The 23,972-nt window shown below is 41.8% G+C and carries 19 protein-coding genes; 14 read left to right on the forward strand and 5 right to left on the reverse strand.

Going from position 1 to position 23,972, the window contains the following annotated elements; genetic code table 11:
• The first annotated feature begins 62 nt into the window (after nucleotides 1–62).
• The 3 genes from GZH31_RS07145 to GZH31_RS07155 are packed head-to-tail and all read left to right on the forward strand — an operon-like array spanning nucleotide 63 to nucleotide 5,820.
• Nucleotides 63–1,928: an alpha-amylase family glycosyl hydrolase gene (locus GZH31_RS07145; RefSeq protein ID WP_075593640.1), complete on the forward strand. Its 1,866-nt coding sequence runs from the start codon at nucleotides 63–65 to the stop codon at nucleotides 1,926–1,928.
• Nucleotides 1,921–3,405: an MFS transporter gene (locus tag GZH31_RS07150; RefSeq protein WP_180311523.1), complete on the forward strand. Its 1,485-nt coding sequence runs from the start codon at nucleotides 1,921–1,923 to the stop codon at nucleotides 3,403–3,405. Before GZH31_RS07145 ends, GZH31_RS07150 begins: the two co-directional genes overlap by 8 nt.
• Nucleotides 3,406–3,417: 12 nt before the next feature.
• On the forward strand, nucleotides 3,418–5,820 hold the full coding sequence (locus GZH31_RS07155) for a glucan 1,4-alpha-glucosidase (protein WP_180311524.1): 2,403 nt from the start codon (nucleotides 3,418–3,420) through the stop codon (nucleotides 5,818–5,820).
• 97 nt (nucleotides 5,821–5,917) lie between these two features.
• On the opposite strand, the gene GZH31_RS07160 is transcribed toward GZH31_RS07155, so the two are convergent.
• A complete protein-coding gene (locus GZH31_RS07160; protein ID WP_180311525.1) occupies nucleotides 5,918–8,104 on the reverse strand; it encodes an OsmC domain/YcaO domain-containing protein in 2,187 nt (728 codons plus the stop codon).
• Between the two features lie 205 nt (nucleotides 8,105–8,309).
• Nucleotides 8,310–9,329, reverse strand: a complete 1,020-nt coding sequence (locus GZH31_RS07165; protein ID WP_036968830.1) for a LacI family DNA-binding transcriptional regulator — start codon at nucleotides 9,327–9,329, stop codon at nucleotides 8,310–8,312.
• A gap of 406 nt (nucleotides 9,330–9,735) precedes the next feature.
• Here GZH31_RS07165 and glk point away from each other — a divergent pair, with 406 nt between their 5' ends.
• The 9 genes from glk to GZH31_RS07210 all read left to right on the forward strand — a co-directional run bounded on the left by glk (nucleotide 9,736) and on the right by GZH31_RS07210 (nucleotide 18,263).
• Complete coding sequence (glk, locus tag GZH31_RS07170) at nucleotides 9,736–10,734, forward strand: glucokinase (protein WP_065979840.1); 999 nt, start codon at nucleotides 9,736–9,738, stop codon at nucleotides 10,732–10,734.
• A 28-nt stretch (nucleotides 10,735–10,762) separates the two neighbouring features.
• Nucleotides 10,763–11,776, forward strand: coding sequence for a LacI family DNA-binding transcriptional regulator (locus GZH31_RS07175; protein WP_036968823.1), 1,014 nt, complete (start codon nucleotides 10,763–10,765; stop codon nucleotides 11,774–11,776).
• 430 nt (nucleotides 11,777–12,206) lie between these two features.
• Nucleotides 12,207–14,057: a phosphogluconate dehydratase gene (edd, locus tag GZH31_RS07180; protein ID WP_065979841.1), complete on the forward strand. Its 1,851-nt coding sequence runs from the start codon at nucleotides 12,207–12,209 to the stop codon at nucleotides 14,055–14,057.
• A 34-nt stretch (nucleotides 14,058–14,091) separates the two neighbouring features.
• Complete coding sequence (locus GZH31_RS07185) at nucleotides 14,092–14,712, forward strand: bifunctional 4-hydroxy-2-oxoglutarate aldolase/2-dehydro-3-deoxy-phosphogluconate aldolase (protein WP_036968816.1); 621 nt, start codon at nucleotides 14,092–14,094, stop codon at nucleotides 14,710–14,712.
• Nucleotides 14,713–14,730: 18 nt separating this feature from the next.
• Nucleotides 14,731–15,735, forward strand: a complete 1,005-nt coding sequence (gene gap, locus GZH31_RS07190; RefSeq protein ID WP_036968813.1) for a type I glyceraldehyde-3-phosphate dehydrogenase — start codon at nucleotides 14,731–14,733, stop codon at nucleotides 15,733–15,735.
• Nucleotides 15,736–15,859: 124 nt separating this feature from the next.
• Entirely contained in the window at nucleotides 15,860–16,204 is a 345-nt protein-coding gene (locus tag GZH31_RS07195; protein ID WP_036968811.1) for a hypothetical protein, read from the forward strand.
• Between the two features lie 19 nt (nucleotides 16,205–16,223).
• Nucleotides 16,224–16,667 carry a hypothetical protein gene (locus tag GZH31_RS07200; protein ID WP_118844217.1) on the forward strand — a complete coding sequence of 148 codons (444 nt, stop codon included), beginning with the start codon at nucleotides 16,224–16,226 and terminating at the stop codon, nucleotides 16,665–16,667.
• Nucleotides 16,668–16,705: 38 nt separating this feature from the next.
• The gene (locus GZH31_RS07205; protein ID WP_180311526.1) at nucleotides 16,706–17,056 is read left to right on the forward strand and encodes a hypothetical protein; all 351 of its coding nucleotides are present in this window, start codon (nucleotides 16,706–16,708) and stop codon (nucleotides 17,054–17,056) included.
• An 82-nt stretch (nucleotides 17,057–17,138) separates the two neighbouring features.
• Nucleotides 17,139–18,263: a sterol desaturase family protein gene (locus tag GZH31_RS07210; protein WP_074988280.1), complete on the forward strand. Its 1,125-nt coding sequence runs from the start codon at nucleotides 17,139–17,141 to the stop codon at nucleotides 18,261–18,263.
• Nucleotides 18,264–18,284: 21 nt separating this feature from the next.
• Here the strand turns inward: GZH31_RS07210 and GZH31_RS07215 are convergent, their stop codons facing one another.
• The 3 genes from GZH31_RS07215 to GZH31_RS07225 form a co-directional block, all read right to left on the reverse strand.
• On the reverse strand, nucleotides 18,285–19,571 hold the full coding sequence (locus GZH31_RS07215; RefSeq protein WP_257473694.1) for a leucine-rich repeat-containing protein kinase family protein: 1,287 nt from the start codon (nucleotides 19,569–19,571) through the stop codon (nucleotides 18,285–18,287).
• Between the two features lie 31 nt (nucleotides 19,572–19,602).
• Entirely contained in the window at nucleotides 19,603–20,316 is a 714-nt protein-coding gene (locus GZH31_RS07220) for a YebC/PmpR family DNA-binding transcriptional regulator (protein WP_036968801.1), read from the reverse strand.
• A 74-nt stretch (nucleotides 20,317–20,390) separates the two neighbouring features.
• Nucleotides 20,391–22,133: an ABC transporter ATP-binding protein/permease gene (locus GZH31_RS07225; protein ID WP_075593684.1), complete on the reverse strand. Its 1,743-nt coding sequence runs from the start codon at nucleotides 22,131–22,133 to the stop codon at nucleotides 20,391–20,393.
• Between the two features lie 207 nt (nucleotides 22,134–22,340).
• On the opposite strand from GZH31_RS07225, the gene GZH31_RS07230 reads away from it, so the two are divergent.
• Nucleotides 22,341–23,387 carry an NAD(P)-dependent alcohol dehydrogenase gene (locus tag GZH31_RS07230; protein WP_036968798.1) on the forward strand — a complete coding sequence of 349 codons (1,047 nt, stop codon included), beginning with the start codon at nucleotides 22,341–22,343 and terminating at the stop codon, nucleotides 23,385–23,387.
• 128 nt (nucleotides 23,388–23,515) lie between these two features.
• A complete protein-coding gene (locus GZH31_RS07235; RefSeq protein ID WP_036968795.1) occupies nucleotides 23,516–23,953 on the forward strand; it encodes a hypothetical protein in 438 nt (145 codons plus the stop codon).
• The last annotated feature ends 19 nt before the right edge of the window (nucleotides 23,954–23,972 follow it).

A 23,972-nucleotide genomic window follows, 5' to 3' on the forward strand; every position in this document is an offset into this window, starting at 1 on the left:
ACTGTCCGTGAGTAGCCCTTAACATTAGTATTAACTGATATTTACAGAATAATGAAGTAGTGATGACAACATATAAATTAACTGCATTAGTCGTGGCTTCAATTTTAGGTTTAGCAGCCTGTGGTAATGAAGCAACAACACAACAGCACACACAAAAACAGCAAACACATGCAACAGTCTCGAAGCCCGTCGTGTATCAGGTGTTTACCCGCTTATTTGGTAATACAAACACCACAAATAAACCATGGGGGACGCTTGAAGAAAACGGAGTGGGTAAATTTGCTGATTTTGATGACGCAGCATTAAAGGGAATAAAAGAGCTTGGTACTACCCACATTTGGTACACTGGCGTACCACGTCATGCGTTAGTGACTGACTATACACACTACGGCTTATCGCAAGATGATCCTGACGTTGTAAAAGGCCGAGCAGGTTCACCTTATGCTGTTAAAGACTATTATGATGTAAACCCTGACTTAGCGATAAACCCTGAACGTCGGCTAGAAGAGTTTGTAGAGCTTATCGAACGTACGCATCAGCATGGCATGAAAGTCATCATCGATATTGTGCCTAATCATGTGGCGCGTAATTATGACTCAGTAGCAAAACCAAAAGGAATTAAAGACTTTGGTGCTGAAGACGATACAACACAAGCTTACGTACGTGATAACAACTTTTACTATGTCACAGGTCAATCATTCCAAGTACCTACAAGTGAAGATTACCAAGTTTTAGGTGGGCAGCCACACCCACTTGCTGATAATCACTTTGATGAAACGCCCGCTAAATGGACAGGTAATGGAGCTCGCGAAGCAAAACCAGATATTAATGATTGGTACGAAACAGTAAAAATTAACTACGGTGTTAAGCCTGACGGCAGTTATGATTTTCCAACGTTGCCAGCTGATTATGCGAGTAAAGACTACCGCGCTCACTATGCATTCTGGCAAGACAAAGACTTACCAAACAGCTGGTATAAATTCCGTGATATCGCGCTTTACTGGTTAGATAAAGGCGTGGATGGTTTTCGCTATGATATGGCCGAAATGGTGCCAGTGGAGTTTTGGAGTTTTTTAAATTCATCTATCAAAATGCAAAAAGCGGATGCGTTTATTTTAGCTGAAGTATACAACCCAAGCCTTTATCGTCCTTATATTCAGCAAGGCAAGATGGACTACCTTTACGACAAAGTTGGTTTTTACGATACCGTTAAAGCTGTTATGCAAGGTAAGCAACCTGCCACTAGTATTTTTGATATCCAAAGCGAAGTGGCCGATATTGAAGAGCACATGCTGCACTTTTTAGAAAACCATGATGAGCAACGTATTGCTAGTCCTGATTTTGCGGGTAGCAGCGAAAAAGGGAAGCCAGCTATGGTGGTATCAACACTGATGACTCGCTCGCCGACATTACTGTATTTTGGCCAAGCAGTGGGTGAAGATGGCTCTGAAGACGCTGGATTTGGCGACCCAACCCGTACCAGTATTTTTGATTACGTGGGTGTGCCAGCGCATCAAGCATGGATGAATGATGGAAAGTTTGATGGTGGGGCATTAACGAAAGAACAAGCAGAACTGCGGGCCTATTACACAAAACTAATGTCACTTAATACGTTACCTGCCATTGTGGGCGGTGACATGCAAGCAGTTGAGCTAACTGGTTCAGAGCAAGTAATAGCCTTTACCCGCAAGCTAGGTCAGCAATTGGTGTTGGTAGTGAGTAACTTCTCACAAGCGTCTCAAACTGTGTCATTTACACTTAATGCAACGCAACTCCCCACGCTTAATCACACGTCACTTACCCTTACCGATAACTTAGAAAGTCATGCCGACATTGTTATTTCTGACCTAACAAAACAGGCGCCCATTCAATTAAAACTGAACGGCTTAAGCAGCGCAGTATATACCCTAAAGGCTGATTATGAATAATAACAAACCAACGCTAAGCTTCTGGCAAATATGGAACATGTGTTTTGGGTTCCTCGGTATCCAATTTGGTTTTGCATTACAAAATGGTAATGTGAGCCGCATTTTTCAAACCCTTGGCGCGAATGTTGATGACATCCCTATTTTGTGGGTTGCCGCACCGCTAACAGGCTTAATTGTTCAACCTATTATTGGCTACTGGAGCGACAAAACATGGAATAAACTAGGCCGTCGTCGTCCATTCTTTTTCTACGGTGCAATTTTAACAACGTTATCGTTATTTATTATGCCAAATTCGCCCAGCCTGTGGATTGCTGCGGGGATGCTATGGATTATGGATGCCTCTATTAATGTCACTATGGAGCCTTTCCGTGCGCTGGTAAGCGACAACCTACCTAAGAAGCAACGTGCAACTGGTTATGCCATGCAAAGCTTTTTTATAGGGATTGGTGCGGTTGTTGCCTCTGCTTTACCGTGGATGATGACAAACTGGTTTGATATTGCTAACACTGCACCTGCGGGTCAAATTCCTGATTCGGTAAAGTTTTCATTTTACTTTGGTGCAGTTGTACTTCTTGTTGCCGTTTTTTGGACCATATTTACCACCAAAGAATATTCACCAGAACAGCTTGAAAGCTTTAATGAACAAGAACACAGCGACGCACAGAACGCCACTCACAGTAATGTAAATTTTAATAAAGGTGCGGTTATTTTTACTCTGCTTGGTATCGTGGTGCTGGGCATTGTTACGGGGTTATCACTTGAAAAAGAGCTTTATTTATTAGCGGGTGGTTTAATTAGTTTTGGTGTTATTCAATTCATTGCGGGAGCGTTAAAAGCTAAAAATGCAACCTCTGGTGGCTTTTATCAAGTAGTAAATGATGTATTCACAATGCCTGAGGCAATGAAGCAACTGGCTTTAGTGCAATTTTTTAGCTGGTTTTCACTGTTTGCTATGTGGATTTATACAACCTCAGCGGTAACCAGTTTTCATTACGGCAGTAGTGACACAGGCTCACTGGCTTATAACAACGGAGCCGATTGGGTTGGGGTTTTGTTTGCAGCGTACAACGGGTTTGCAGCCATTGCAGCATTATGTATCCCGGTCATCGTTAAGAAGTGTGGTTTAAAACTGGCGCATGCAATCAATCTAGTGCTGGGGGCCTTGGGACTTGCCAGCTTTATCTTTATTAAAGACCCCAGTCTACTTATTTGGCCCATGATAGGAGTAGGCTTTGCATGGGCATCTATTTTATCACTGCCGTATGCCATGTTAAGCACCTCTGTACCCACTAAAAAAATGGGGGTATACATGGGGATTTTCAACTTTTTTATCGTTATCCCACAGTTACTTGCGGCGAGTGTTTTAGGCTTGATTTTACGCCACTTCTTCGATAACCAACCCATTTATGCGTTAGTGCTAGGTGCTGTGTCGCTCGTACTGGCAGCGTTCGCTGTACTTCGCGTTAAGCAACAATAATAAGGACACACAATGAAAAAAATTAATCTTATTACGGCAAGTTTTATTGCTTTAGGTTTAACGGCTTGTAGCTCTGAGCAATCTGTATCAACAACAGCGTTAACGCAGATTTCAGCCCCGGGCGCGCCCGGTGTTGAGCCATTTTGGGCTTATTCAGGTAAAACAGGTATTGGCACATCCTATGAGCAATATAAAGCGGGTCATTATGATGATTCAGCTGCGACTGGTAAAGTGTCAAAAGTGTGGTTTTCAATTGCCAAAGGCATGATCACTGAAACCATGTTTGGTCTTATTCACCAAGCACAAATTAAAGATATGCAATTTGTTGTGGTAGGCAAAGATTTTACTGTGACAGAAAATGATGATCTTGATGTCAGCATTGATTATCTATACAAAGATGAAGCAGGTCGGCCACTTTCACTTGCCTATAAAGTGGTAAGCAAAGATAAGCAAGGTCGTTTCTCTTTAGAAAAGCATATTTTCACTGATCCAAACGGTCAAACCCTGTTTGTACGCAGCGTATTTAATACCGATTTAGAAGGCGTTAAAGCCTATGTGAATGTGAACCCTTATATTGATAATAACGGCCTAGACGATTTTGCTAAAGTAACTGATAAAGGCTTAGTCGCATGGCAAGACGATAATTTCTTATCACTGCAAGCTAGTCAGCCATTCAAACAGGCAACGGTTGGTTTTACTGGCATAAGTGACGGTTTAAAAGAACTTAAAATGTCGCAATCACTTGGCACAACGTACCAAAATACCGGTGAGCAATCGGGTAACGTTAGTTTACTTGCTGAACTGGGTGATATTTCAACTAATACAACATTCGATTTAGCACTAAGTTTTGGTCAATCAGAAGCTGCGAGCCTAAAAGAAGGTCAAGCAAGCTTAAGTCAAGGTTACCAAAAGTTACTAGATGCCTATAACGGTAAAGGTGATGCAATTGGTTGGCAAGATTACTTAGCAAGCCTTGAGCCCCTTAGCACATTAACTAGTAGTACCGCTGATAATGGCAAATTACTTTATACCAGTGCCATGGTATTAAAGGCGCAAGAAGATAAAACGCATGCGGGGGCACTAATTGCGTCGTTATCAAACCCATGGGGTGAAACGGTCTCAGCTAAAACAGGTTCTACAGGCTATAAAGCAGTCTGGGTACGTGACTTTTATCAGGTGGCTATGGCGTTTATGGCCATGGGCGATACTAAAACAGCTAAGACAGCCTTTGAATATTTAGAAAAAGTACAAGTTACCGCTCGTACTCCTGGTAACGGGGGAGACACTGGTTGGTTTTTACAAAAAACACACGTTGATGGTGAACTTGAATGGGTTGGTGTGCAACTTGACCAAACGGCTATGCCAATTATGCTTGCATGGAAACTTCATCAAGCCGACGTACTTAGCGACCAAGAGTTAACACAGTGGTATGGCAAAATGCTCAAACCAGCGGCTGACTTTTTGGTAGATGGTGGCCTTGCAAAGATTCTGTGGAATGATACACAAATCACCCCACCCGCAACGCAGCAAGAGCGCTGGGAAGAACAAAACGGTTACTCTCCTTCTACGACTGCTGCTGTTGTAGCGGGCCTAGTTACTGCTGCTGATATTGCCAGAAAAGCAGGTGATACTAAAAACGCAGTGCGTTACTTAGAAACCGCTAAGCAATACAATAGTGAAATCGAAAGCACCATGTTTACCACGCAAGGTAACCTAAAATCAGACAATGCCGATGGAGAATATTTCATTCGCATTGGCCAAGATAAAGATCCAAACTCATCGACCACGCTTAATGCGAATAATGGTCGTGATGGCTTCGACAAAAAGCAAATTCTGGACGGAGGATTTTTAGAGCTGGTTCGCTACGGTGTTCGTGATGCGCTTGCACCAAGCATTGTAAAAACGCTTCCAGAATATGATGACGAAAGCTTAATTGATAACCTACAAGTGCGCTATACCTTTAACTTTGCTGATGGCTCAGGGTCATTCCCAGGCTACCGTCGTTATGGTAATGATGGTTACGGCGAAGACGAAGTTACGGGCAATAACTACGCAGAAGGGGGGAATAATACCCCAGGTCAGCGTGGGCGAGTATGGCCGTTTTTCACGGGTGAACGCGGTCACTATGAAATTGCCGCAGCAAATGCCAGCAATAGCTTAAATGCGATGAAACAAAACACGATCAAAAACACGTATGTAAAAGGCATGGAAGCATTTGCTAATGAAGGCATGATGCTACCTGAGCAAGTGTGGGATGGTGTTGGTAACAATAAAGCTGGCTATGTGTTAGGCGAGGGGACGAACTCAGCGACACCACTTGCGTGGACGCATGCAGAGTACATTAAATTACTTCGCTCTTTAAGCGATAAACATGTGTGGGATCATTACCCTGTTGTCGAAGATGCTTTGAAGTAAATTGAGCATTTAAATATTAAAATTAAACCGCTGAGCTTTAACCCTCAGCGGTTTTTTTATTTATCAGTTCAGCAAAATGATTGTGTCTGATTGTGCCTTATAAACCTGCTTTTTTTGCTCGCGCTGCGTGCAACTTTTTGTAGCTGTCGATTAAACGCTGATGTCTGTCTAAGCCTTCAAGTTTCATACTTGTTTCGGTTAAACCATAAAACATAACATCCCCATTAATCGAGCCAACCACGGCGTCCATGGTTTCTTGACCAAACATACGCGTAAAGTTGTGAATGTAATCTTCAATTTCTAGGTCATCGCTAAGCGCAACTTCCAGTGTTGCATGCATCGCTTGATAAAATAGACCTCGTTCAACAAGGGTATTGTCGTTGTATTGTAAAAAGGCTTCAACTAGCTCCATAGCGGCTTCTAAATCACCCAATGCTAGGTAAATTAATAACTTAAGCTCAAGAATTGTTAATTGACCCCATACCGTATTTTCGTCAAATTCGATACCGATTAGCGTAATGATATCGATATAGTTATCTAACTCACTTTCTTCTAATCGCTCAACTAAATCAGCCAGTTGATCTTCAGTTAGACGGTGCAGATTTAAAATATCTTCACGGAAATTTAGGGCTTTATTAGTGTTATCCCAAATCAAATCTTCGACTGGGTAAACTTCAGAATAATCAGGGACTAATATACGACACGCAGTACCAAGATCTGAGAACTCTGCAATGTAGGCTTCTTTACCTAAGCGTTCTAAAATACCGAATAAGCTCGCGGTTTCTTCTTCGTTTGTGCCTGAGAAATCCCACTCCATAAACTCAAAATCATGCTTCGCACTAAAGAAGCGCCATGAAATAACCCCTGTTGAGTCAATAAAGTGCTCAACAAAATTTTCTGGCTCCGACACGGCCATACTATTAAAGGTCGGTTTAGGAACATCGTTTAAGCCCTCAAAGCTTCTACCTTGTAACAGCTCTGTAAGGCTGCGCTCTAATGCGACTTCAAAACTTGGGTGCGCGCCAAACGAGGCAAATACACCGCCTGTTTTTGGGTTCATTAGCGTGACACACATAACCGGAAATTGACCACCCAGTGATGCGTCTTTAACAACAACAGGAAAGCCTTGTTCTTCAAGGCCTTTAATGCCAGCAACAATGCTTGGGTATTTATTTAAGACTGCGTCAGGTACATCTGGAAGAGCAATTTCTTGCTCAATTATTTGGCGTTTAACGGCCCGTTCAAAAATCTCTGACAAACACTGTACTTTTGCTTCTGCAAAGTTATTACCCGCGCTCATACCATTGCTTAAGAATAAATTTTCAATCAAGTTTGATGGAAAATAAACAGTTTCACCATCTGAATGGCGCACATAAGGAATAGAGCAAATTCCGCGCGCTGTATTACCTGAATTAGTATCAATTAGGTGAGAGCCACATAATTCGCCATCGGGGTTATAAATGTCGCGCGTGTAGTCGTCTAATATACCTTCAGGCAGGGAGTCATCGTCGGTTAGGCTGAACCATTTTTCATTTGGGTAATGAACAAATGCACTGTTTGCTATTTCTTCACCTAAAAATTGATCATTATAGAAGAAGTTACAATTTAAACGTTCTATAAACTCACCAAGCGCAGAGCACAGTGCGCTTTCTTTGGTTGCGCCTTTACCATTGGTAAAACACATAGGCGATGCGGCGTCACGAATATGCAACGACCATACATTTGGCACAATATTGCGCCAAGATGAAATTTCTATTTTCATCCCTAAGTCTTCGAGTATCGCGGTCATATTCGCGATGGTTTCTTCAAGCGGTAAGTCTTTGCCTAAAATAAAGGTATTATGATCTTCATCAGGTTTTGCCATTAACATTGCTTGCGCATCGGCTTCAATGTTTTCTACGGTATCAATTTTAAATTCAGGGCCTGTCTGAATAACACGTTTTACTGTACAACGCTCTACTGAGCGCAAAATACCCGTGCGATCTTTTTCGGATAGGTGCTCTGGTAATTCGACTTGAATTTGAAATATTTGATTGTAACGATCCTCAGGATCAACAATATTATTTTGTGCAACACGAATACCATCCGTCGAGATATCACGAGAGTTACAATACACTTTAATAAAATAAGCGGCGCACAGTGCAGAAGACGCTAAGAAATAGTCAAAAGGACTTGGTGCTGAACCATCGCCTTTATAGCGTATAGGTTGATCTGCGATGACAGAGAAGTCATCAAACTTGGCTTCAAGTCTGAGGTTGTCGAGAAAATTAACTTTAATTTCCATTAAAAAATTCCACCTTAGTGCGCTTAGCTACTACAAACTTTAAAAGCTTGCTAATAGCGTTTTCATCATAATAGGTGTAATTATCTGCTTTTTCGCGGTAATAGTCTTGGGTAAATCGAAAAAAAAGCCATTTTAATGGTGGTTGAATTGTCAGTGAATGAAAATGGCTAGAGATTGACTCGCTTAAGAGCCCTTATCTAGCGATTTAAATACTTGAACCTCGAATGATTAAACGCGGCGGGAGTAGGGTGTTCTCAACCGGTTCACCTCGAATTAGTTTTAAAAGGTTATCAACTAACATTTGCCCTGCGAGTGTGGTGTCTTGCTGTACTGTTGTTAGCGGTGGATTAACAAAACTCGCAACAGCAATATTATCAAACCCTACAACATGAACATCGTCGGGCACGTTGATTTTTGCTTCTTTTAAAGCCCGAATAGCACCAATAGCAATTAAGTCACTCGCAGCAAACAGCGAGTTAAAGCGAATATTATTAGCAATCAGTGAACGAGTGGCATGGTAACCTGACTCTTCTGTAGAAATTGCATTGGCCATTTTTCGTTCGCTAAGAGTAATCCCTTTTGCCAAAAAGGCATCTTTAAAACCGTGGTAGCGAGCAAAAAATTCAGGGCTATGGTCTGATGCATCACCTATAAAAGCACAATCGGTGCGACCGGTTGCCAGTAAATGCTGCGCCGCCATTTTTCCGCCACCATAATTATCACAGCTAACCGTTAAGTCAGGGCGGTTATCTACACTGGCTCCCCAACAAACAAACTTGGTGTTTTGCTCAATTAAGGTTCTAAACTTGGGTTGATAGTCTAAGTAGTCGCCATAGCCAAGTAATATAAGGCCATCAGCGCGGTGACTATCTTCATAGTCGGCTTGCCAATCAGAGCTACTTGACTGAAAGGAAACCAATAAATCGTAGCCTTCTTTTGCGCAAGCACGCGTAATACTGCCAAGCATGGCCAAAAAGAAAGGATTTATTTGTGACTCATCCGATGTAGGATCTTCAAAGAGTAACAGCGCGAGGGTACTGCTTTGTTGCGTGCGCAAGTTACTGGCATTTTTATCTACTTTATAATTAAGCTGTTTTGCGACCTCGTGAACTCGTCGACGTGTTTCTTCGTTGACCAGCGGACTATTTCTGAGTGCGCGAGACACGGTTGACTGAGACACACCTGCATAGTGTGCAATGTCAAATGATGTAGCCTTACCTTTCATATGGTTACCAAGTTACAGTGTCAGTGAGTGCCATTTTCGGCTATTTATTATTTTTTTCAAGCAATTTGTGATGAGTCACACAGCAAAGCGAAATACGTTAATAAGCAAGCATTTATTTTACTTTTTATCCATACCTACACTGTCATTTTAGTGAATAAATACGTATGCATGGGTAAATAATGAAAATTTTTATTGATTCAAAGCTGACACCGGTGTCATAATGTCACTGTTTTATCATTTTGTTGTCAAAACGTATTTGGCTGCCCATTTATTTGGGCAGCATTTTTTTAATACTAAAGATAGCTGCTTTGAGAGGATAGCTCAAAGTATTATCAAATACAGTGGCTAGGCCATTGAAAAATATAAGAATAAGCGGCAAAAAGCTTAGACAAATAGAGAAAACAACATGAACACACAGCCTAACACAGAATTTGATCCCATTCTCGTTGCCGATATTGGTGGCACCAATGCGCGTTTTGCCTTAATCACAGACTTTAACGAACAAACAAATCAATTCGTTATCGAGCAAAATCTTAAATTTCCAAGCGCAGATTTTGGTTCACTTGAAAGCGCCATATCACATTATTTTAATCATATTTCGTATGCAAAACCGTCGCGAGCATGTTTAGCCGTTGCGGGTCCAATTAAAGCTGGACAAGTACACCTTACTAACTTAGGTTGGCACTTTAGTGTTGCCGACCTTAAAAATGAATTTGCTTTTACGCAATTAGAGGTCATTAATGACTTTGCTGCTTTTGCCTATGCTGCACCTTATTTAGATGATTCAAAAAATGTCGCAGTGAAAGCTGGACAAGCTGATGACAATGCAAATATTGCTGTCATGGGACCCGGTACAGGTTTTGGTGCTGCTTGTTTAGTGAGAACGTCGCAGGGCAGTGCTGTATTAAGCTGTGAAGCAGGGCACATTACGCTTGCGGCAGTGACCGAACTTGACCGTGAGTTAATTAAAGAGCTTAAAAAGCAATTAAACCATGTATCTGTAGAAACTGTTTTCTCAGGTCCAGGCATTGCCCATTTATATCGCGCAATGGCCGCTGTTAAAGGTGTTGAAGCTAAAAACCTTGATGCGGCGCAAATAAGCGAGCTGGCAAGCACAGGCCAGTGCGAAGTATGCGAAGCCACACTTAACCAGTTCTGTGATTGGATTGGCAGTGTTGCGGGTGATCTTTCACTTACATTTGGCGCCTTAGGGGGTGTATTTATTGGTGGTGGGATTTTACCTCGTATGCAACAACGGTTATTATCTAGTCGATTTGTTGAGCGTTTTGCTGATAAAGGTATTATGTCGCAATATACGTCGCAAATCCCTGTTACGCTTGTAACACAAGACAACATTCCACTGGTTGGTGCTGCTGCGTGTTTACATGTAAATAGTAACGCGTAACCAAGGAGTGTCGTTGGATGAGTATCGGATGAAAAAAGTAACCATTAATAGTGTCGCCAGCTACGCCGGTGTTTCTAAAAAAACAGTGTCTCGTGTGCTCAATAATGAGCCAAACGTGAGTGATGCTACACGCGAAAAAGTACTAAAAGTATTTAAAGAGCTTGATTACACACCAAACCCTATCGCACGAGGGTTAGCGCAGAACCGTAGTTTTATTATTGGTTGCTTATACGATAATCCAAGTAAGAGTTATATCACGCGGGTACAAACAGGTGCGTTAGCTGCGTGTCATGAACACAATTATAATTTGTTGATTCACCCGTGTGAATTACGTGGTGAAGAGCTGATCAGTAATATAGAACAGTTACTTCAAACATCACGACTTGACGGGATTGTTCTAACGCCTCCATTTTCAGATTTTGCTGAACTTGTTACATTTTTAAAATCGAAAAAAATTCCGTATGCCCGTGTTGCATCAGCCGTGCTAGAGGATGATTCTATTTCTGTACGCAGTAATGATGAGCAAGGTGCTTTTGAAATAACAGAACATTTAATTAAGCTCGGCCACAAAGAAATTGCGTTTATTAAAGGTCACCCGGATCACAGTGCGACAGAGCAGCGCTTTAAAGGTTATCGTCGCGCACTTGCTACTAATGGCATTGAGTTTAACGAGCGTTTAGTCGAAGAGGGTAACTTTAGTTACCATTCAGGTGTTGATAGTGCGCGCACTATTTTAGATTTAAGCCCACGTCCGACTGCTGTTTTTGCATCAAATGATTACATGGCTGCTGCGGTCCTTAAATTAGCAACACAAATGCAGCTAAAAGTACCCGATGATATCTCGATAGCAGGGTTTGATAATGCCCCCATTGCGCGTCATATTTGGCCTGGTTTAACCACCATTGCTCAACCAGTCGAAGAAATGACACACCAAGCAGTAACACAATTAATTAGCCATATTAGTGAGCCACAGGAGTCACCATATCAAGTGACTTTGGAAGCAAAATTGATTACTCGTGAGTCAACGGCAGCAATTAAATAAATTTCATCTTGTTTTTCACAGTAGCCCGAAATTGAGTGACGCTTTTTCGGGCTTTTTTATTTGATCTATAAACCGTTCATATAAAACATCTAATATATTGTTTATTAATAAGTTAACTCTTATTAGTGTCATCATTCAATAAATCTCTTTCTCATGATTTTGCATGAATTCTATTCATACTAAGCTAAAATAGTACTGTTCATTATTTGGTCATTTTAAAAAATTAAACTAAATTTAACAGATAGGGTTGACACCGGTGTCACAGTCATGAGTTAATACAGTGACACCGGTGTCAGGTTGGTTGTGAGAGACAGCCTGTCAGCGTACCTTTGAACGGGTAAATCAAAGATGCTCAGTGCAATTATTTTCGTGGAGTCTTTAATTGTCACTGAGCCTTTATCCTCTAACTATAGAGATGAGTCGAATTTATATGTTGCATCCTCGTATTCAAGAAGTCACCGAACGCGTTATCGAACGCAGTAAAGAGACCCGCCAAGCTTATTTAGAGCGAATCGCGCACGCAAAAAAACAAACAAGAGTCCGTGCCGGTTTAGGTTGTGGTAATATCGCCCATGTTATGGCTGCCTGTAGCAGTGATGACAAAGCTCGTTTAAAAGCAGATGAGCAACCTAATTTAGCGATTATCAATTCTTATAACGACATGCTTTCAGCGCATGTGCCTTACAAAGATTATCCTGAAATCATCAAAAACCTTGCTACCAAGTATGATGCAACCGCTCAAGTTGCCGGTGGCGTACCAGCCATGTGTGACGGTGTTACGCAAGGTCGTGATGGTATGGAATTGTCATTGTTTTCACGCGATGTGATTGCAATGTCTACTGCGGTTTCTTTATCACATGATGTGTTCGACGGTGTTTTCTGTTTAGGTGTGTGTGACAAGATTGTCCCAGGGCTATTAATTGGTGCGTTATCTTTTGGTCACTTACCTACGTATTTCTTGCCAGCAGGGCCAATGCAGTCTGGCATCCCTAACAAAGAAAAAGCCCGTGTTCGTCAAAAGTTTGCTCAAGGTTTGGTTAGTCGTGAAGAGCTTTTAGAAGCTGAAAGCGCGTCATACCATAGTGCAGGTACTTGCACATTCTACGGCACGGCAAACTCTAACCAAATGTTAATGGAAATTATGGGTCTTCACCTTCCAGGTAGCTCATTCATTAACCCTTACACAGAGCTTCGTGATGGTTTAACAGGCCATGCTGTTGAAACAATGTTGAAACAGTTAATTGAAACGAAAGATGCAAACTGTCTAGCCGACGTCGTCAGTGAAAAAACGATCATTAATGGTCTTGTAGGCTTGCTTTCTACAGGTGGCTCTACAAACCACGCGATTCACTTAGTGGCTATTGCTAAAGCGGCAGGTGTGATCCTGACGTGGAAAGACATGTCTGACTTGTCAGAGGTTGTGCCTCTGCTTACACGTATCTACCCGAACGGTTCAGCCGATGTGAACCATTTCCAAGCCGCTGGCGGCATGGGCTTCTTAATGAAGCAGCTATTAAGCAAAGGTTACTTACATAACGATGTAAAAACCATAGTAGGTGATGGCTTAGAGGCCTATACAACTGAGCCAATGCTAGATAAAGATACTTCAGTGATCATGACGGATAGCTCAGGGCCAAGCAAAGTGAAATGGGTTGCATGTCCAGAAAAATCACACGACGAAGAAGTATTACGCCCAATTGATAATCCATTTAGCAAACAAGGTGGCTTACAACTATTAACGGGTAATCTGGGTAAAGCGGTTATTAAAGTATCAGCGGTTGCAGAGTCGCACCAAGTTGTATCTGCACCAGCTAAAGTATTCAGCTCGCAAGGTGAGCTACAAGAAGCGTACAGCCGTGGTGAACTTAACACCGACTTTATTGCTGTTTTAAAAGAGCAAGGGCCAAAAGCAAAAGGGATGCCTGAGCTTCATAAGCTCACACCTGTGATGGCAACGCTACAAGACCAAGGTTACAAAGTGGCTATCGTAACAGACGGCCGTATGTCTGGTGCGTCAGGTAAAGTGCCTGCAGCCATTCACTTAGCACCAGAAGCGGTTGAAGGTGGTGTGATTGCTAAGATTCACGAAGGTGATTTGATAACGCTTGATGCACCAGCGGGTGTATTAAAGGTGCATGTAAGTGATGAAGAATTAGCAAAACGTGAATTACAACTTAGCCAACCGAGCCAAACATACGGTACAGGCCGAGAGTTATTCGCAGGTTTCAGAAATATAGTAAGTAGTGCAGACCTTGGCGCAAGCGCCTTCGGTTTAGAATAATAATACGCCGTTACTGGGCTATGAGGAACATACAATGAGCATTGAGAAAATTTTATCATCGGCACCTGTGGTACCGGTTGTTGTAATCGAAAAACTTGAAGATGCAGCACCGCTAGCACGCGCGCTTTATAACGGCGGCTTAAAAGCATTAGAAATCACCTTGCGCACACCGATTGCGGCAGAGGCAGTAAAGCTAATGAAAGAAGCCGTACCAGAAGCATACGTAGGCACAGGTACTGTGGTTGATAAAGCGACATTTAATGCATCTGTTGAAGCCGGTGCTGACTTTATGGTGAGCCCAGGTGTAAACGACGAATTATTAGCACTGGCTAAAGAGTCTGACATTCCATTTTTACCCGGTGCCGCAACCCCCAGTGAAGTGATGAAGTTAGTAAGCCATGGCTTTAAGTTCTTAAAGTTCTTCCCTGCAGAAGCAGCGGGCGGCACCGCGATGCTCAAATCAATTGGCGGTCCTTTACCGCAAGTGACTTTTTGCCCTACAGGTGGCATTAGCCTTGAAACCGCACCTAACTACCTTGCATTAAGTAATGTTATTTGTGTGGGTGGTACGTGGATGTTAGATAAACAACTTATTGAAAACAAAGACTGGCAAGCCATTGAAGCGCTTGCTCGCCAAGCAAGTGAAGTAAAATAATTAACGGGAGATATTAGAATGATTAATGTTGCAATTAATGGCTATGGACGTATCGGTCGTAACGTATTACGTGCCCTTTATGAGTCAGCTCAAAACAACGAAATCAAAATCGTTGCCATCAACGATTTAGCACCAGCAAATGTTAACGCGCATTTAACGCAATTTGACTCAGTACACGGTCAATTTTCTCAAAAAGTAACACTTGCTGAAAACACCATGTTAATTGGTAACGACGAAATTACCCTAACACAAGAGCGTGATCCTGCCAACTTACCGTGGAAAGCACTAAACGTAGATATCGTTTTAGAATGTACTGGCTTATTCACATCGCGCGAAGCTGCTGCAAAGCACATTGAAGCGGGCGCTAAAAAAGTGATCGTATCTGCACCCGGTACTGATATGGATGCGACGGTTGTTCATGGTGTGAACAGCGACGTATTAAACGCTGACAGCAACATCATCTCAAACGCATCGTGTACAACAAACTGTCTAGCGCCAATTGCAAAAGCAATCAACGACACAGTGGGTATTGAGCAAGGTAGCATGACAACCATTCATGCTTATACAAATGATCAAAATCTATCTGACGTTTATCACCCAGACTTATACCGTGCGCGCAGTGCGACACAGTCAATGATCCCAACGAAAACAGGGGCTGCTAAAGCCGTTGGTTTAGTACTTCCTGAACTTGCGGGTAAACTTGACGGTATGGCAGTGCGTGTACCGACAATTAACGTGTCTTTAGTGGACTTAACATTTGTTGCTAAGCGTGAAACAACAGCCGCTGAAATCAACGAAGTAGTTAAAGCCGCATCAGAAGGTGCAATGCAAGGTATTCTTGAGTACAACGAATTACCGCTTGTTTCTATCGACTTTAACCACAATCCAGCGTCTTCAATATTCGATTCTACGCAAACTAAAGTAGATGGTAAGCTTGTTAAAGTGATGGCTTGGTACGACAATGAGTGGGGTTTCTCAAACCGCATGCTAGACCAAGTTAAAGCGCTAGGTAAGTTCTTATAAAAGAACCGTAAAAGTTTAAGCTTTATCCAACAAAGCCACGTTTATCGTGGCTTTTTTGATTTTTGCTAGAAAAAACATTTTATTCGCAGTATCGTGTTGTTTACCGATATTTCAGGGAAAAATAATGAATAAAGTATTGCCAATACTATGTTTACTCATAGCATCCTGTGGCTCAACCACAACTAATAACTATCCTGACTTTACTCTCCCCAAAGACGTTTTGTTACAAGCAAAAGACGACTTTAGACGTTCTGATGATAAAATTTTATTCTTGTTGATGGTCAATCAAACGGGTGATGTAGTTAAGGTAAGGGTATTGGATAATAAATTACAAAATAAGCAATTTTTGAATATGTTCAAGAAGAATATGTACAACCTTAAATACCCAAAAGCAGATAAAAGTGATCCTGAATTCAGGGAGTTTGTTTTACCATTCGGTGTAAAAACTGAAGTCGAATTCTATGGTTAAATACATCGAGGGACGAACAATGAAAAATATCCTGCTACCGCTTCTACTTAGTGCACTTGCAATGCTTCCTAGTTATACATTCGCTTCTCAAGAGGCGCAGCAACTCGCTGTTTGCCTAACTGATTCACTCAACGGTAAGGAACGTAAGAACCTTGCCAAGTGGATTTATCTGGGTATGTCGACTCACAGTATTATCAAACCTTTCTCAAACGTGACAGAACAAGATATCGATGATACCAATCGCTATGTTGGCGCATTAGTTACGCGCTTATTAACCGAAGACTGCCCAAAGCAAGCAAAAGCCGCTATTGATGTCGGTGGGCAAGGGGCAATGGAAAATGCATTTCGTCTTGTTGGTGAAGTTGCAATGCAAGAATTAATGACAGAGCCCAGTGTTGGCAATGCTTTGGGCGCATTTGATAAATACCTTGATCAAGAAAAGTTTGATAAAGCATTTCAATAGACTTCTATTGGGAAGTCGATACCTAAATAGGGAAGTTCATGTATCAAAAATTTAAATCGTTATTAGGCAACAGTGTTTATAAATCAATCGCGCTTGTTCTCGTTATACTTCTGGCTGGCCCAGAGTTAATGGCAATCGTTGAGATTTTAGGCCCAACCACATTTGTGCTTATACATTTAGTTGGTATTAAGCTTTATTTTTATAAATTTAAACAGCTTTTTTTACGCTTTGAGTCGCATAGTGCCTTGTTTTTGCCAACATTTAAGCAGCTTAAAACAATGCCAACGTTGCTGTATCACATACTACCAGAGCGCACTTTCGTCGCGAGTTTTTTACTTAGTGTTGCAGTGGGCTGCGCTCAAATAACATATTCCGCTTTCGTGTTTTAATGTCGCGTTGGCTAATTCAATTACCCATTTTTACGCATAATTGTCTATGTTATGCTGCGACAAATTATTAAATGGATTTTAGATGATGTCTCGTATTTGTAAGCGACTCTTCCGTGCTGAGCAGTTTCACATCGGCGAGGGTAATATTAGTGGCTATATTGCCTGTTTTTTAGCGATGTTATCGTGTTTAGGTGTATTGGCTTTTCACTTCCCTGAATACCTTACCACCCCAGAATTACGACAAAGTTACAGTGTCGAATTTTTACGTCAGTTAATGTTTGTGGCACTGATTATTTCAGGCAGTTTAGGACTGTTGAACTTTGTCCGTAATACCAATAAACGACTGGGGGCAACTGCTTGGGTATTAATAACGGTGGCGATTGCGTTTGGTGGTCCTAACGTTGAAGTGGGCGACTTTAGGGATAACACGCCGTATTTAGGGCTTGATTGGTTTATTCTTGATTTACTTGGCTCTACGCTTATTTTTATCCTTATTGAAAAATTATTACCGCATCGCAAAGAGCAAAAGATTTTACGTTCTGAGTGGCAAGGGGATTTAAATCATTTCTTTATTAATCATTTAATTATTGGCTTTGTACTGCTTGCAACGAACCAGTTTGTTCACCATGCATTTGGGTGGGCAGTGTCTGAGACTGTACAAGGCTTTATTGTGCAAATGCCGTTTGTTCTACAACTGTTTTTGATTATTTTAGTGGCTGATTTAATGCAGTATTTTGTTCATAAAGCTTATCATGAAGTGCCATTGCTTTGGCGTTTTCATGCTGTGCATCACAGTGCAAAAGAAATGGATTGGTTAGCGGGATCTCGTCAGCATATTTTAGAAATTTTAGTGACTCGCAGCTTAGTGCTTACGCCTATTTTCGTGCTTGGTTTTCCTTCTGATGTCATTAGTCTTTACGTGATCATTGTTGGTTTTCAGGCGGTATTTAATCACGCCAATGTGAGGGTTAAATTTGGGTGGTTGAGATATATCATTGTGACACCACAATTTCACCATTGGCATCATTCATCAGATAAAGCCGCTATTGATAGAAATTATGCCGCGCACTTCTCGTTTTTAGATTACGTACTTGGCACGGCGGTAAAAGGCCAAGCCGAGTGGCCTGATAAATACGGTGTGGTGGGTGATTACATGCCAGAAGGTATGCTCAAACAGCAGTTGTTTCCGTTTAAAAAGCAAAAATAAAGCCTCAACGAGGCCTTATTTTTATAACCGGTTTAATACTTCGCTAAAGCTGGGTCGCTCTATAGCTTCTACGCGTAAGCAATCTGTAGCGATGGCGGCAAGTTGTTCGGTAATGGCGTTCTCGTTGCTGACGACTGTGAGTAAGTCTTCAATAAAATAACCAAGCGCACGTATTTCTATGCCGTGCATGCATTGCTGCTGATACGGCACTAACTTTGACAAGTCGGTTGCTGCGCCAAAGTCGCCAAAAAGTAAGTCAGCGTTGTCGTTTATCATGCTGTTATGCGCATAGATGTCACCATGGCTGACATGGTTTTTGTGCAAATGCGCCAGTGTGCTGCTCATTTGTTTCACAACCTTTAGCACAAACTCAGGGCTATATTGGCAGCCATTTTCAAAGGTATCGCGAGTACAAGTGTCAAATGACGGAGGTAAACCGAGATTCCTGAAGCCTTCACCAATCAGCTCCATGACTAAACCTAATTGTGATGGCTCATTTATATAGCCAAGTGCTTTGATTAGGTTAGGGTGCTCGTTTGCTTGTAAGCAACAATTTAACTCATCTAGCGGGTAGCCATCGCTGGTTATATTGCCTTTAAATAACTTAAGGGCAATAGGGCGCTGCTGCCATTGTGCTAAATGAATAAACCCCGAGGCACCTTGGCCAATTTGCTGTTTTACATCTAGTTCATCTAAGCCAATTTCAGAAAATTGCTCAGACTCTAGAGAATCTGAACGATTAAAATCATTGCCCGAAAATGCAAGCCACGCAAGTTTGGGCAGTTCAAGCAACCAATTATCAATGTGAGAAAGCCTATTGGCACTTAAGCGAACCAATTCAAGCTCGTGGCAAGCACTCATTGACTCTGGTAGGGCAGTTAACTGATTGCCGGCTAACGCTAATTTTTTTAGTTTACTGTACTCACCAAATGATTCAGGCAACGCTTTGATTTGGTTATCGGTTAAAATTAGCCATTCGATATTGCGTGGTAAGCTGTGCTCGGCAAACTCGCAAATTTGATTCCCTTTAAACGCCACCATGATTAAATTTGGGCATTGCTTTAGTACTTTCGGAATGTGCTTAAACTGATTAAATGATAAAAACAAACGCTTTAAGTTTTTTAGCGTGTGGAAATCATCAGGTAGGTCGCTTAATTGATTATTCGATAAATCGAGAATTTCTAATGTGTTGGCGAGGGTGTAAATTTCTTTTGGAAAATCAGTCAGTGCTTCTACGAGTTGCAGGCGAGTACAGCCTTGTAAAGCGCCTGATTTTAACTCTTCGAGGGTATTCAAAATTAAGTCCATGTGTTCAGGCCAACATAGTTGGCCTTGTTAATTAAAACTGTGCGTTGTGGTAAACGTTTTGTACGTCGTCGCACTCTTCTAGCATTGATAAAAAACGTTCCATTACTTCAACGTCTTCGCCTTCAATTGGTGCTTCAACTTGTGGTACGAAAGCAATGAGATCTTCATCGAAGTCGCTAATGCCCATTTCTTCAAGTGCAGTGCGCGTATTGTTGTATTCTGTGTGCGGTGCAAATACAGTGATTTTACCGTTTTCAAGTTCAACATCCGTCACATCGACATCGGCCATCATCAATGCTTCTAATACGGCTTCATCATCGTCGCCATCGAATACAAAAATAGCGAGGTGGTCAAACATATGCGATACCGAGTTTTGTGCGCCAATTTTGGCGTTTGCTTTGGTAAAGCACACACGTACGTCGGCAAAAGTACGTTTGTTATTGTCTGTTAAACAGTCAACTATGATCATGCAGTTGCCTGGGCCATACCCTTCATAGCGGGTCGCAACATAATCTTCGCCGCCACCCCCTTTGGCTTTATCGATTGCACGCTCGATTACATGCGTAGGAACTTGGTCTTTCTTTGCGCGCTCGATTAAACGGCGCAGCGCTAAGTTGCCATCAGGGTCTACACCGCCATTCTTAGCGCAGATATAAATTTCTTTACCGTACTTAGAATAAACTTTGGTTTTAGCACCCGCAGTTTTAGCCATTGAATCTTTTTTATTTTGGTAAGCTCTTCCCATCTGCGTGTTGCCTTTTTGTTTTAGTGAAAATTAAAGCGGCTATTCTAATCATTTAGCGCGCTAGTTAACAGTTTTTATTCTTCACTCTGTTGTAATTGCCACATTCGGGCATACTCGCCATTCGCTGCGAGGAGCTGCTGATGTTGACCCTGCTCAACCACTTTACCATTTTGCATTACAATGATTTTATCGGCATCTGTAATGGTTGATAAGCGGTGCGCAATAACAAGACTGGTGTGTTTTTTAGCCACTTCACGCATGGCGCTCAGAATAGCTTGTTCTGAATGTGAATCGAGAGCCGAGGTTGCTTCATCAAACACTAAAATCGGTGAGCCTTTCAAAATTGCGCGAGCAATAGCTATGCGTTGTTTTTCGCCCCCCGATACTTTTAAACCACGCTCACCAACGAGTGTTTGATCGCCCTTATCAAGACTTGCAATAAAACTATCAAGGTGCGCAAGTGAGATCGCGTGATCAATCTCAGCCTCGCTTGCTTGGGGGTTACCGTAAGCTATGTTATCGCGAATTGTGGTGTTAAATAACACGGTGTCTTGCGGCACAATAGCAATTGCTTGTCGTAAACTTTCTAGAGTAACCGTATTAATTGCTTGGTCATCAATATAAATGTTTCCTGCATCGACATCATAAAACCGATAAAGCAGGCGGCTTAAGGTACTTTTACCAGCTCCACTGGCACCCACAATGGCGACTTTACTGCCAGCTGCTACCTCAAAGCTTAATTGCTTTAAGATAGGGCGTTGCTTGTCGTAACTAAATGACACATTGTCGAAGCGAATAGCTGCGTTGTGTAATTTCAGCGGTGTGGCATGTGTATCATCGCTTATTGCTGCTTTTCTATTTAAAAGCCCGAGCATGTTTTCGAGGTCGGTGAGTGCACGGCGGATTTCTCGGTACACAAAGCCTAAAAAGTTGAGCGGTAAAAATAACTGAATCATGTAGGCATTAATCATGACCAGCTCACCAATACTCAACTTTTTATTGACAACATCGCTGGCGCCCAGCCACATTAGTGCCGTTATGGCCGCAGCAATAATAAGTGCTTGTCCTGAATTAAGCGCAAGCAACGACATGCGGTTTTTAAGTCGCGCTTGTTCCCATTTAGCGAGAAAACTGTCGTAGGTGTTTGCTTCAAACTGTTCATTATTAAAATATTTTACTGTTTCGTAATTAAGTAAACTGTCGATTGCACGGGTATTCGAATTATTATCAGCAGCATTTGCTTCACGAATAAATCGGTTGCGCCACTGAGTGACAACAACAGTAAAGACAATATAAGTTGCAACGGCCACGAGGGTCACTAAAGCAAACCACGCAGAGAATAGGGTGGCAAAAATAATCGCCACAGTCATAATTTCAAATAAAGTGGGCACAATATTAAACATTAAAAAGCGCATTAAAAAGCTAAGTCCATTGGTGCCTCGCTCAATGTCGCGACTAATACCGCCGGTTTGTCTGTCTAAATGAAAAGCCAATTCGAGGTTATGTAAATGTTTAAACACTTTTAGACCGATATGACGCATTGCGTGTTCTGTTACGCGTCCAAAAAGGGCATCACGTATTTCGCCAAAAAACACACTCGCAAAACGAAGTAAACCATAGGCCACTAATAGGGCAACAGGCACACTTAAAATAGGGTGAATATTGGCATCAACGGCGTCGATAATTTCTTTTAGAGCCCAAGGCATCAATAATGTCGCGCCTTTAGCAGCAATCAGTGCTAATACTGCTAAAGTAACTCTTCCTTTAAACGTCATTAAATAGGGCCACAGTGTTTTAATGCTTTGTGACAAATTCATAGCATCAGGGGATTTTGTAACCTGTTCTCGACGGCTCATTCCACGCATGGGGGTCTCTTAGAATTAATTTAATAAAAATAGGCAAACATATCGGTATTTTAGGAAAGTGAAAATGCAGCTTTACCTCTATACTGGTGACAGTATACATGAGAGCATTAACATGTAGTTAAATACAAACGTAAACACGAAGAAAGTAAAGGAGTAATCATGAAAACCATTGGTTATGCAGCACATGCCTCAGAAAAACCTTTAGAGCCGTATCATTTTGAACGTCGTGCACTTCGTGACGAAGATGTCTCGATTGAAATCCTTTATTGTGGTGTGTGTCATTCAGATTTACACACTGCAGAAAATGATTGGGGATGGACTCAGTACCCCGTTGTGCCAGGTCATGAAATTGTAGGCCGTGTTCTTGAAGTAGGCAGCGGCGTTACTAAGTACAAAGTAGGCGATCATGTTGCGGTAGGTTGCATGGTTGATAGTTGCCTGAGTTGTGACCAATGTCATCAGGGTGAAGAGCAGTTTTGCCGTGAAGGCATGGTTGGCACTTATTCTGGTCAAGACCGAATTAGCGGTGAATTAACCCAAGGCGGCTATTCAAAACACATCGTGGTGCGTGAAGAGTTTGTATTACGTGTACCAAAAGGTTTAGATTTAGCTAAATGCGCACCTATTTTATGTGCAGGTATCACAACCTATTCACCACTTCGTACTTGGAATGTGGGTCCGGGCAGTCGTGTGGCTGTAATCGGCTTAGGTGGTTTAGGCCACATGGCAATTAAAATTGCAGCGGCAATGGGCGCACATGTGACGGCTATTAGCCGTAGCGATAAGAAAAAACAGCAGGTGCTATCGTATGGCGCAAAAGAGTTATTAGTCTCAAGCGACGAAGCGGCGATGCAAGCACATGCTAATCAATTTGATCTCATTATAAATACCATACCTGTAAAGCATGACTTTACACCTTACATGCCATTACTTGATATTGATGGTACGCAAGTCTTGGTTGGTCAAGTGGGTGAGCTTGCTGAGTCAAACTCAGTTCCAATGTTATTGGGGCGCCGTCGTGTTGCCGGTTCATTGATTGGAGGGATAGCGCAAACACAAGAGATCTTAGATTTCTGTGCCTTACATAATATTCTTCCGGAAGTTGAAATGATCAAAATGGACGAAATTAATGATGCCTTCGATAAATTAAAACAAGGTGATATGGCCTCACGTTTTGTCATTGATATGTCATCATTAGACGTGTGATAACAACGCAGTAAGTTGACACTAAAACGCGAGCCTCTTTAGGCTCGCTTTTATGTGTTTAATGACTTGTTTTTTATTTTTTAACCCTCATTATAGAGGGGTTATCCGCTTAATTTATTGGTTTCTCTTTGTTACGGTTTTTTTCAGTCATTATATTGCTATTTACTGTGCTTTTTAGTGCACAGAGCTTAGCTGCGCCTTCGACTGATTCGCCACTGGTTGCCACTAAATTTTATCAGCTTGAGTTAACTAAACCCCCTATCATTGCCCATAAACAGGTTATTGTTCATCCAAAGCCTTTAGAAAAGTCGGGTTTTGATACTTTATTACCCCGACTTACAGCCAGTAATTCATCCTTATTTCTTTACCATAGTCAGGTAGATCCTGATTATGAGTTATTGATTGAGTTTTTCGCTGAAAACTGGGGTAAAGCACATTTCTTAGCACCTCCTAAAAGAGCACAGACTGTTCCTTGGTTTGCTATTACGAGTGCGCGAAAATCACGTATTAGTGGCTGGAAAGACGCTAATCTTATTTATAAAGCCCGCGCTACATACCACAGCTAAACGACTTCCTTCGTCATTT

It is taken from the genome of Pseudoalteromonas sp. JSTW, from assembly GCF_013423925.1.
Lineage (GTDB): Bacteria > Pseudomonadota > Gammaproteobacteria > Enterobacterales > Alteromonadaceae > Pseudoalteromonas > Pseudoalteromonas lipolytica.

Excerpts from the sequence above, each read along its gene's own strand:
- GZH31_RS07200 (WP_118844217.1), top strand. The coding sequence starts at position 16,224 with ATGAAAAATATCCTGCTACCGCTTCTACTTAGTGCACTTGCAATGCTT.
- GZH31_RS07185 (WP_036968816.1), top strand. The coding sequence starts at position 14,092 with ATGAGCATTGAGAAAATTTTATCATCGGCACCTGTGGTACCGGTTGTT.
- GZH31_RS07225 (WP_075593684.1), bottom strand. The coding sequence starts at position 22,133 with ATGAATTTGTCACAAAGCATTAAAACACTGTGGCCCTATTTAATGACG.
- glk (WP_065979840.1), top strand. The coding sequence starts at position 9,736 with ATGAACACACAGCCTAACACAGAATTTGATCCCATTCTCGTTGCCGAT.
- GZH31_RS07155 (WP_180311524.1), top strand. The coding sequence starts at position 3,418 with ATGAAAAAAATTAATCTTATTACGGCAAGTTTTATTGCTTTAGGTTTA.
- GZH31_RS07205 (WP_180311526.1), top strand. The coding sequence starts at position 16,706 with ATGTATCAAAAATTTAAATCGTTATTAGGCAACAGTGTTTATAAATCA.
- GZH31_RS07160 (WP_180311525.1), bottom strand. The coding sequence starts at position 8,104 with ATGGAAATTAAAGTTAATTTTCTCGACAACCTCAGACTTGAAGCCAAG.
- GZH31_RS07220 (WP_036968801.1), bottom strand. The coding sequence starts at position 20,316 with ATGGGAAGAGCTTACCAAAATAAAAAAGATTCAATGGCTAAAACTGCG.
- GZH31_RS07215 (WP_257473694.1), bottom strand. The coding sequence starts at position 19,571 with ATGGACTTAATTTTGAATACCCTCGAAGAGTTAAAATCAGGCGCTTTA.
- GZH31_RS07145 (WP_075593640.1), top strand. The coding sequence starts at position 63 with ATGACAACATATAAATTAACTGCATTAGTCGTGGCTTCAATTTTAGGT.
- GZH31_RS07195 (WP_036968811.1), top strand. The coding sequence starts at position 15,860 with ATGAATAAAGTATTGCCAATACTATGTTTACTCATAGCATCCTGTGGC.
- GZH31_RS07230 (WP_036968798.1), top strand. The coding sequence starts at position 22,341 with ATGAAAACCATTGGTTATGCAGCACATGCCTCAGAAAAACCTTTAGAG.
- edd (WP_065979841.1), top strand. The coding sequence starts at position 12,207 with ATGTTGCATCCTCGTATTCAAGAAGTCACCGAACGCGTTATCGAACGC.
- gap (WP_036968813.1), top strand. The coding sequence starts at position 14,731 with ATGATTAATGTTGCAATTAATGGCTATGGACGTATCGGTCGTAACGTA.
- GZH31_RS07150 (WP_180311523.1), top strand. The coding sequence starts at position 1,921 with ATGAATAATAACAAACCAACGCTAAGCTTCTGGCAAATATGGAACATG.
- GZH31_RS07210 (WP_074988280.1), top strand. The coding sequence starts at position 17,139 with ATGATGTCTCGTATTTGTAAGCGACTCTTCCGTGCTGAGCAGTTTCAC.
- GZH31_RS07175 (WP_036968823.1), top strand. The coding sequence starts at position 10,763 with ATGAAAAAAGTAACCATTAATAGTGTCGCCAGCTACGCCGGTGTTTCT.
- GZH31_RS07165 (WP_036968830.1), bottom strand. The coding sequence starts at position 9,329 with ATGAAAGGTAAGGCTACATCATTTGACATTGCACACTATGCAGGTGTG.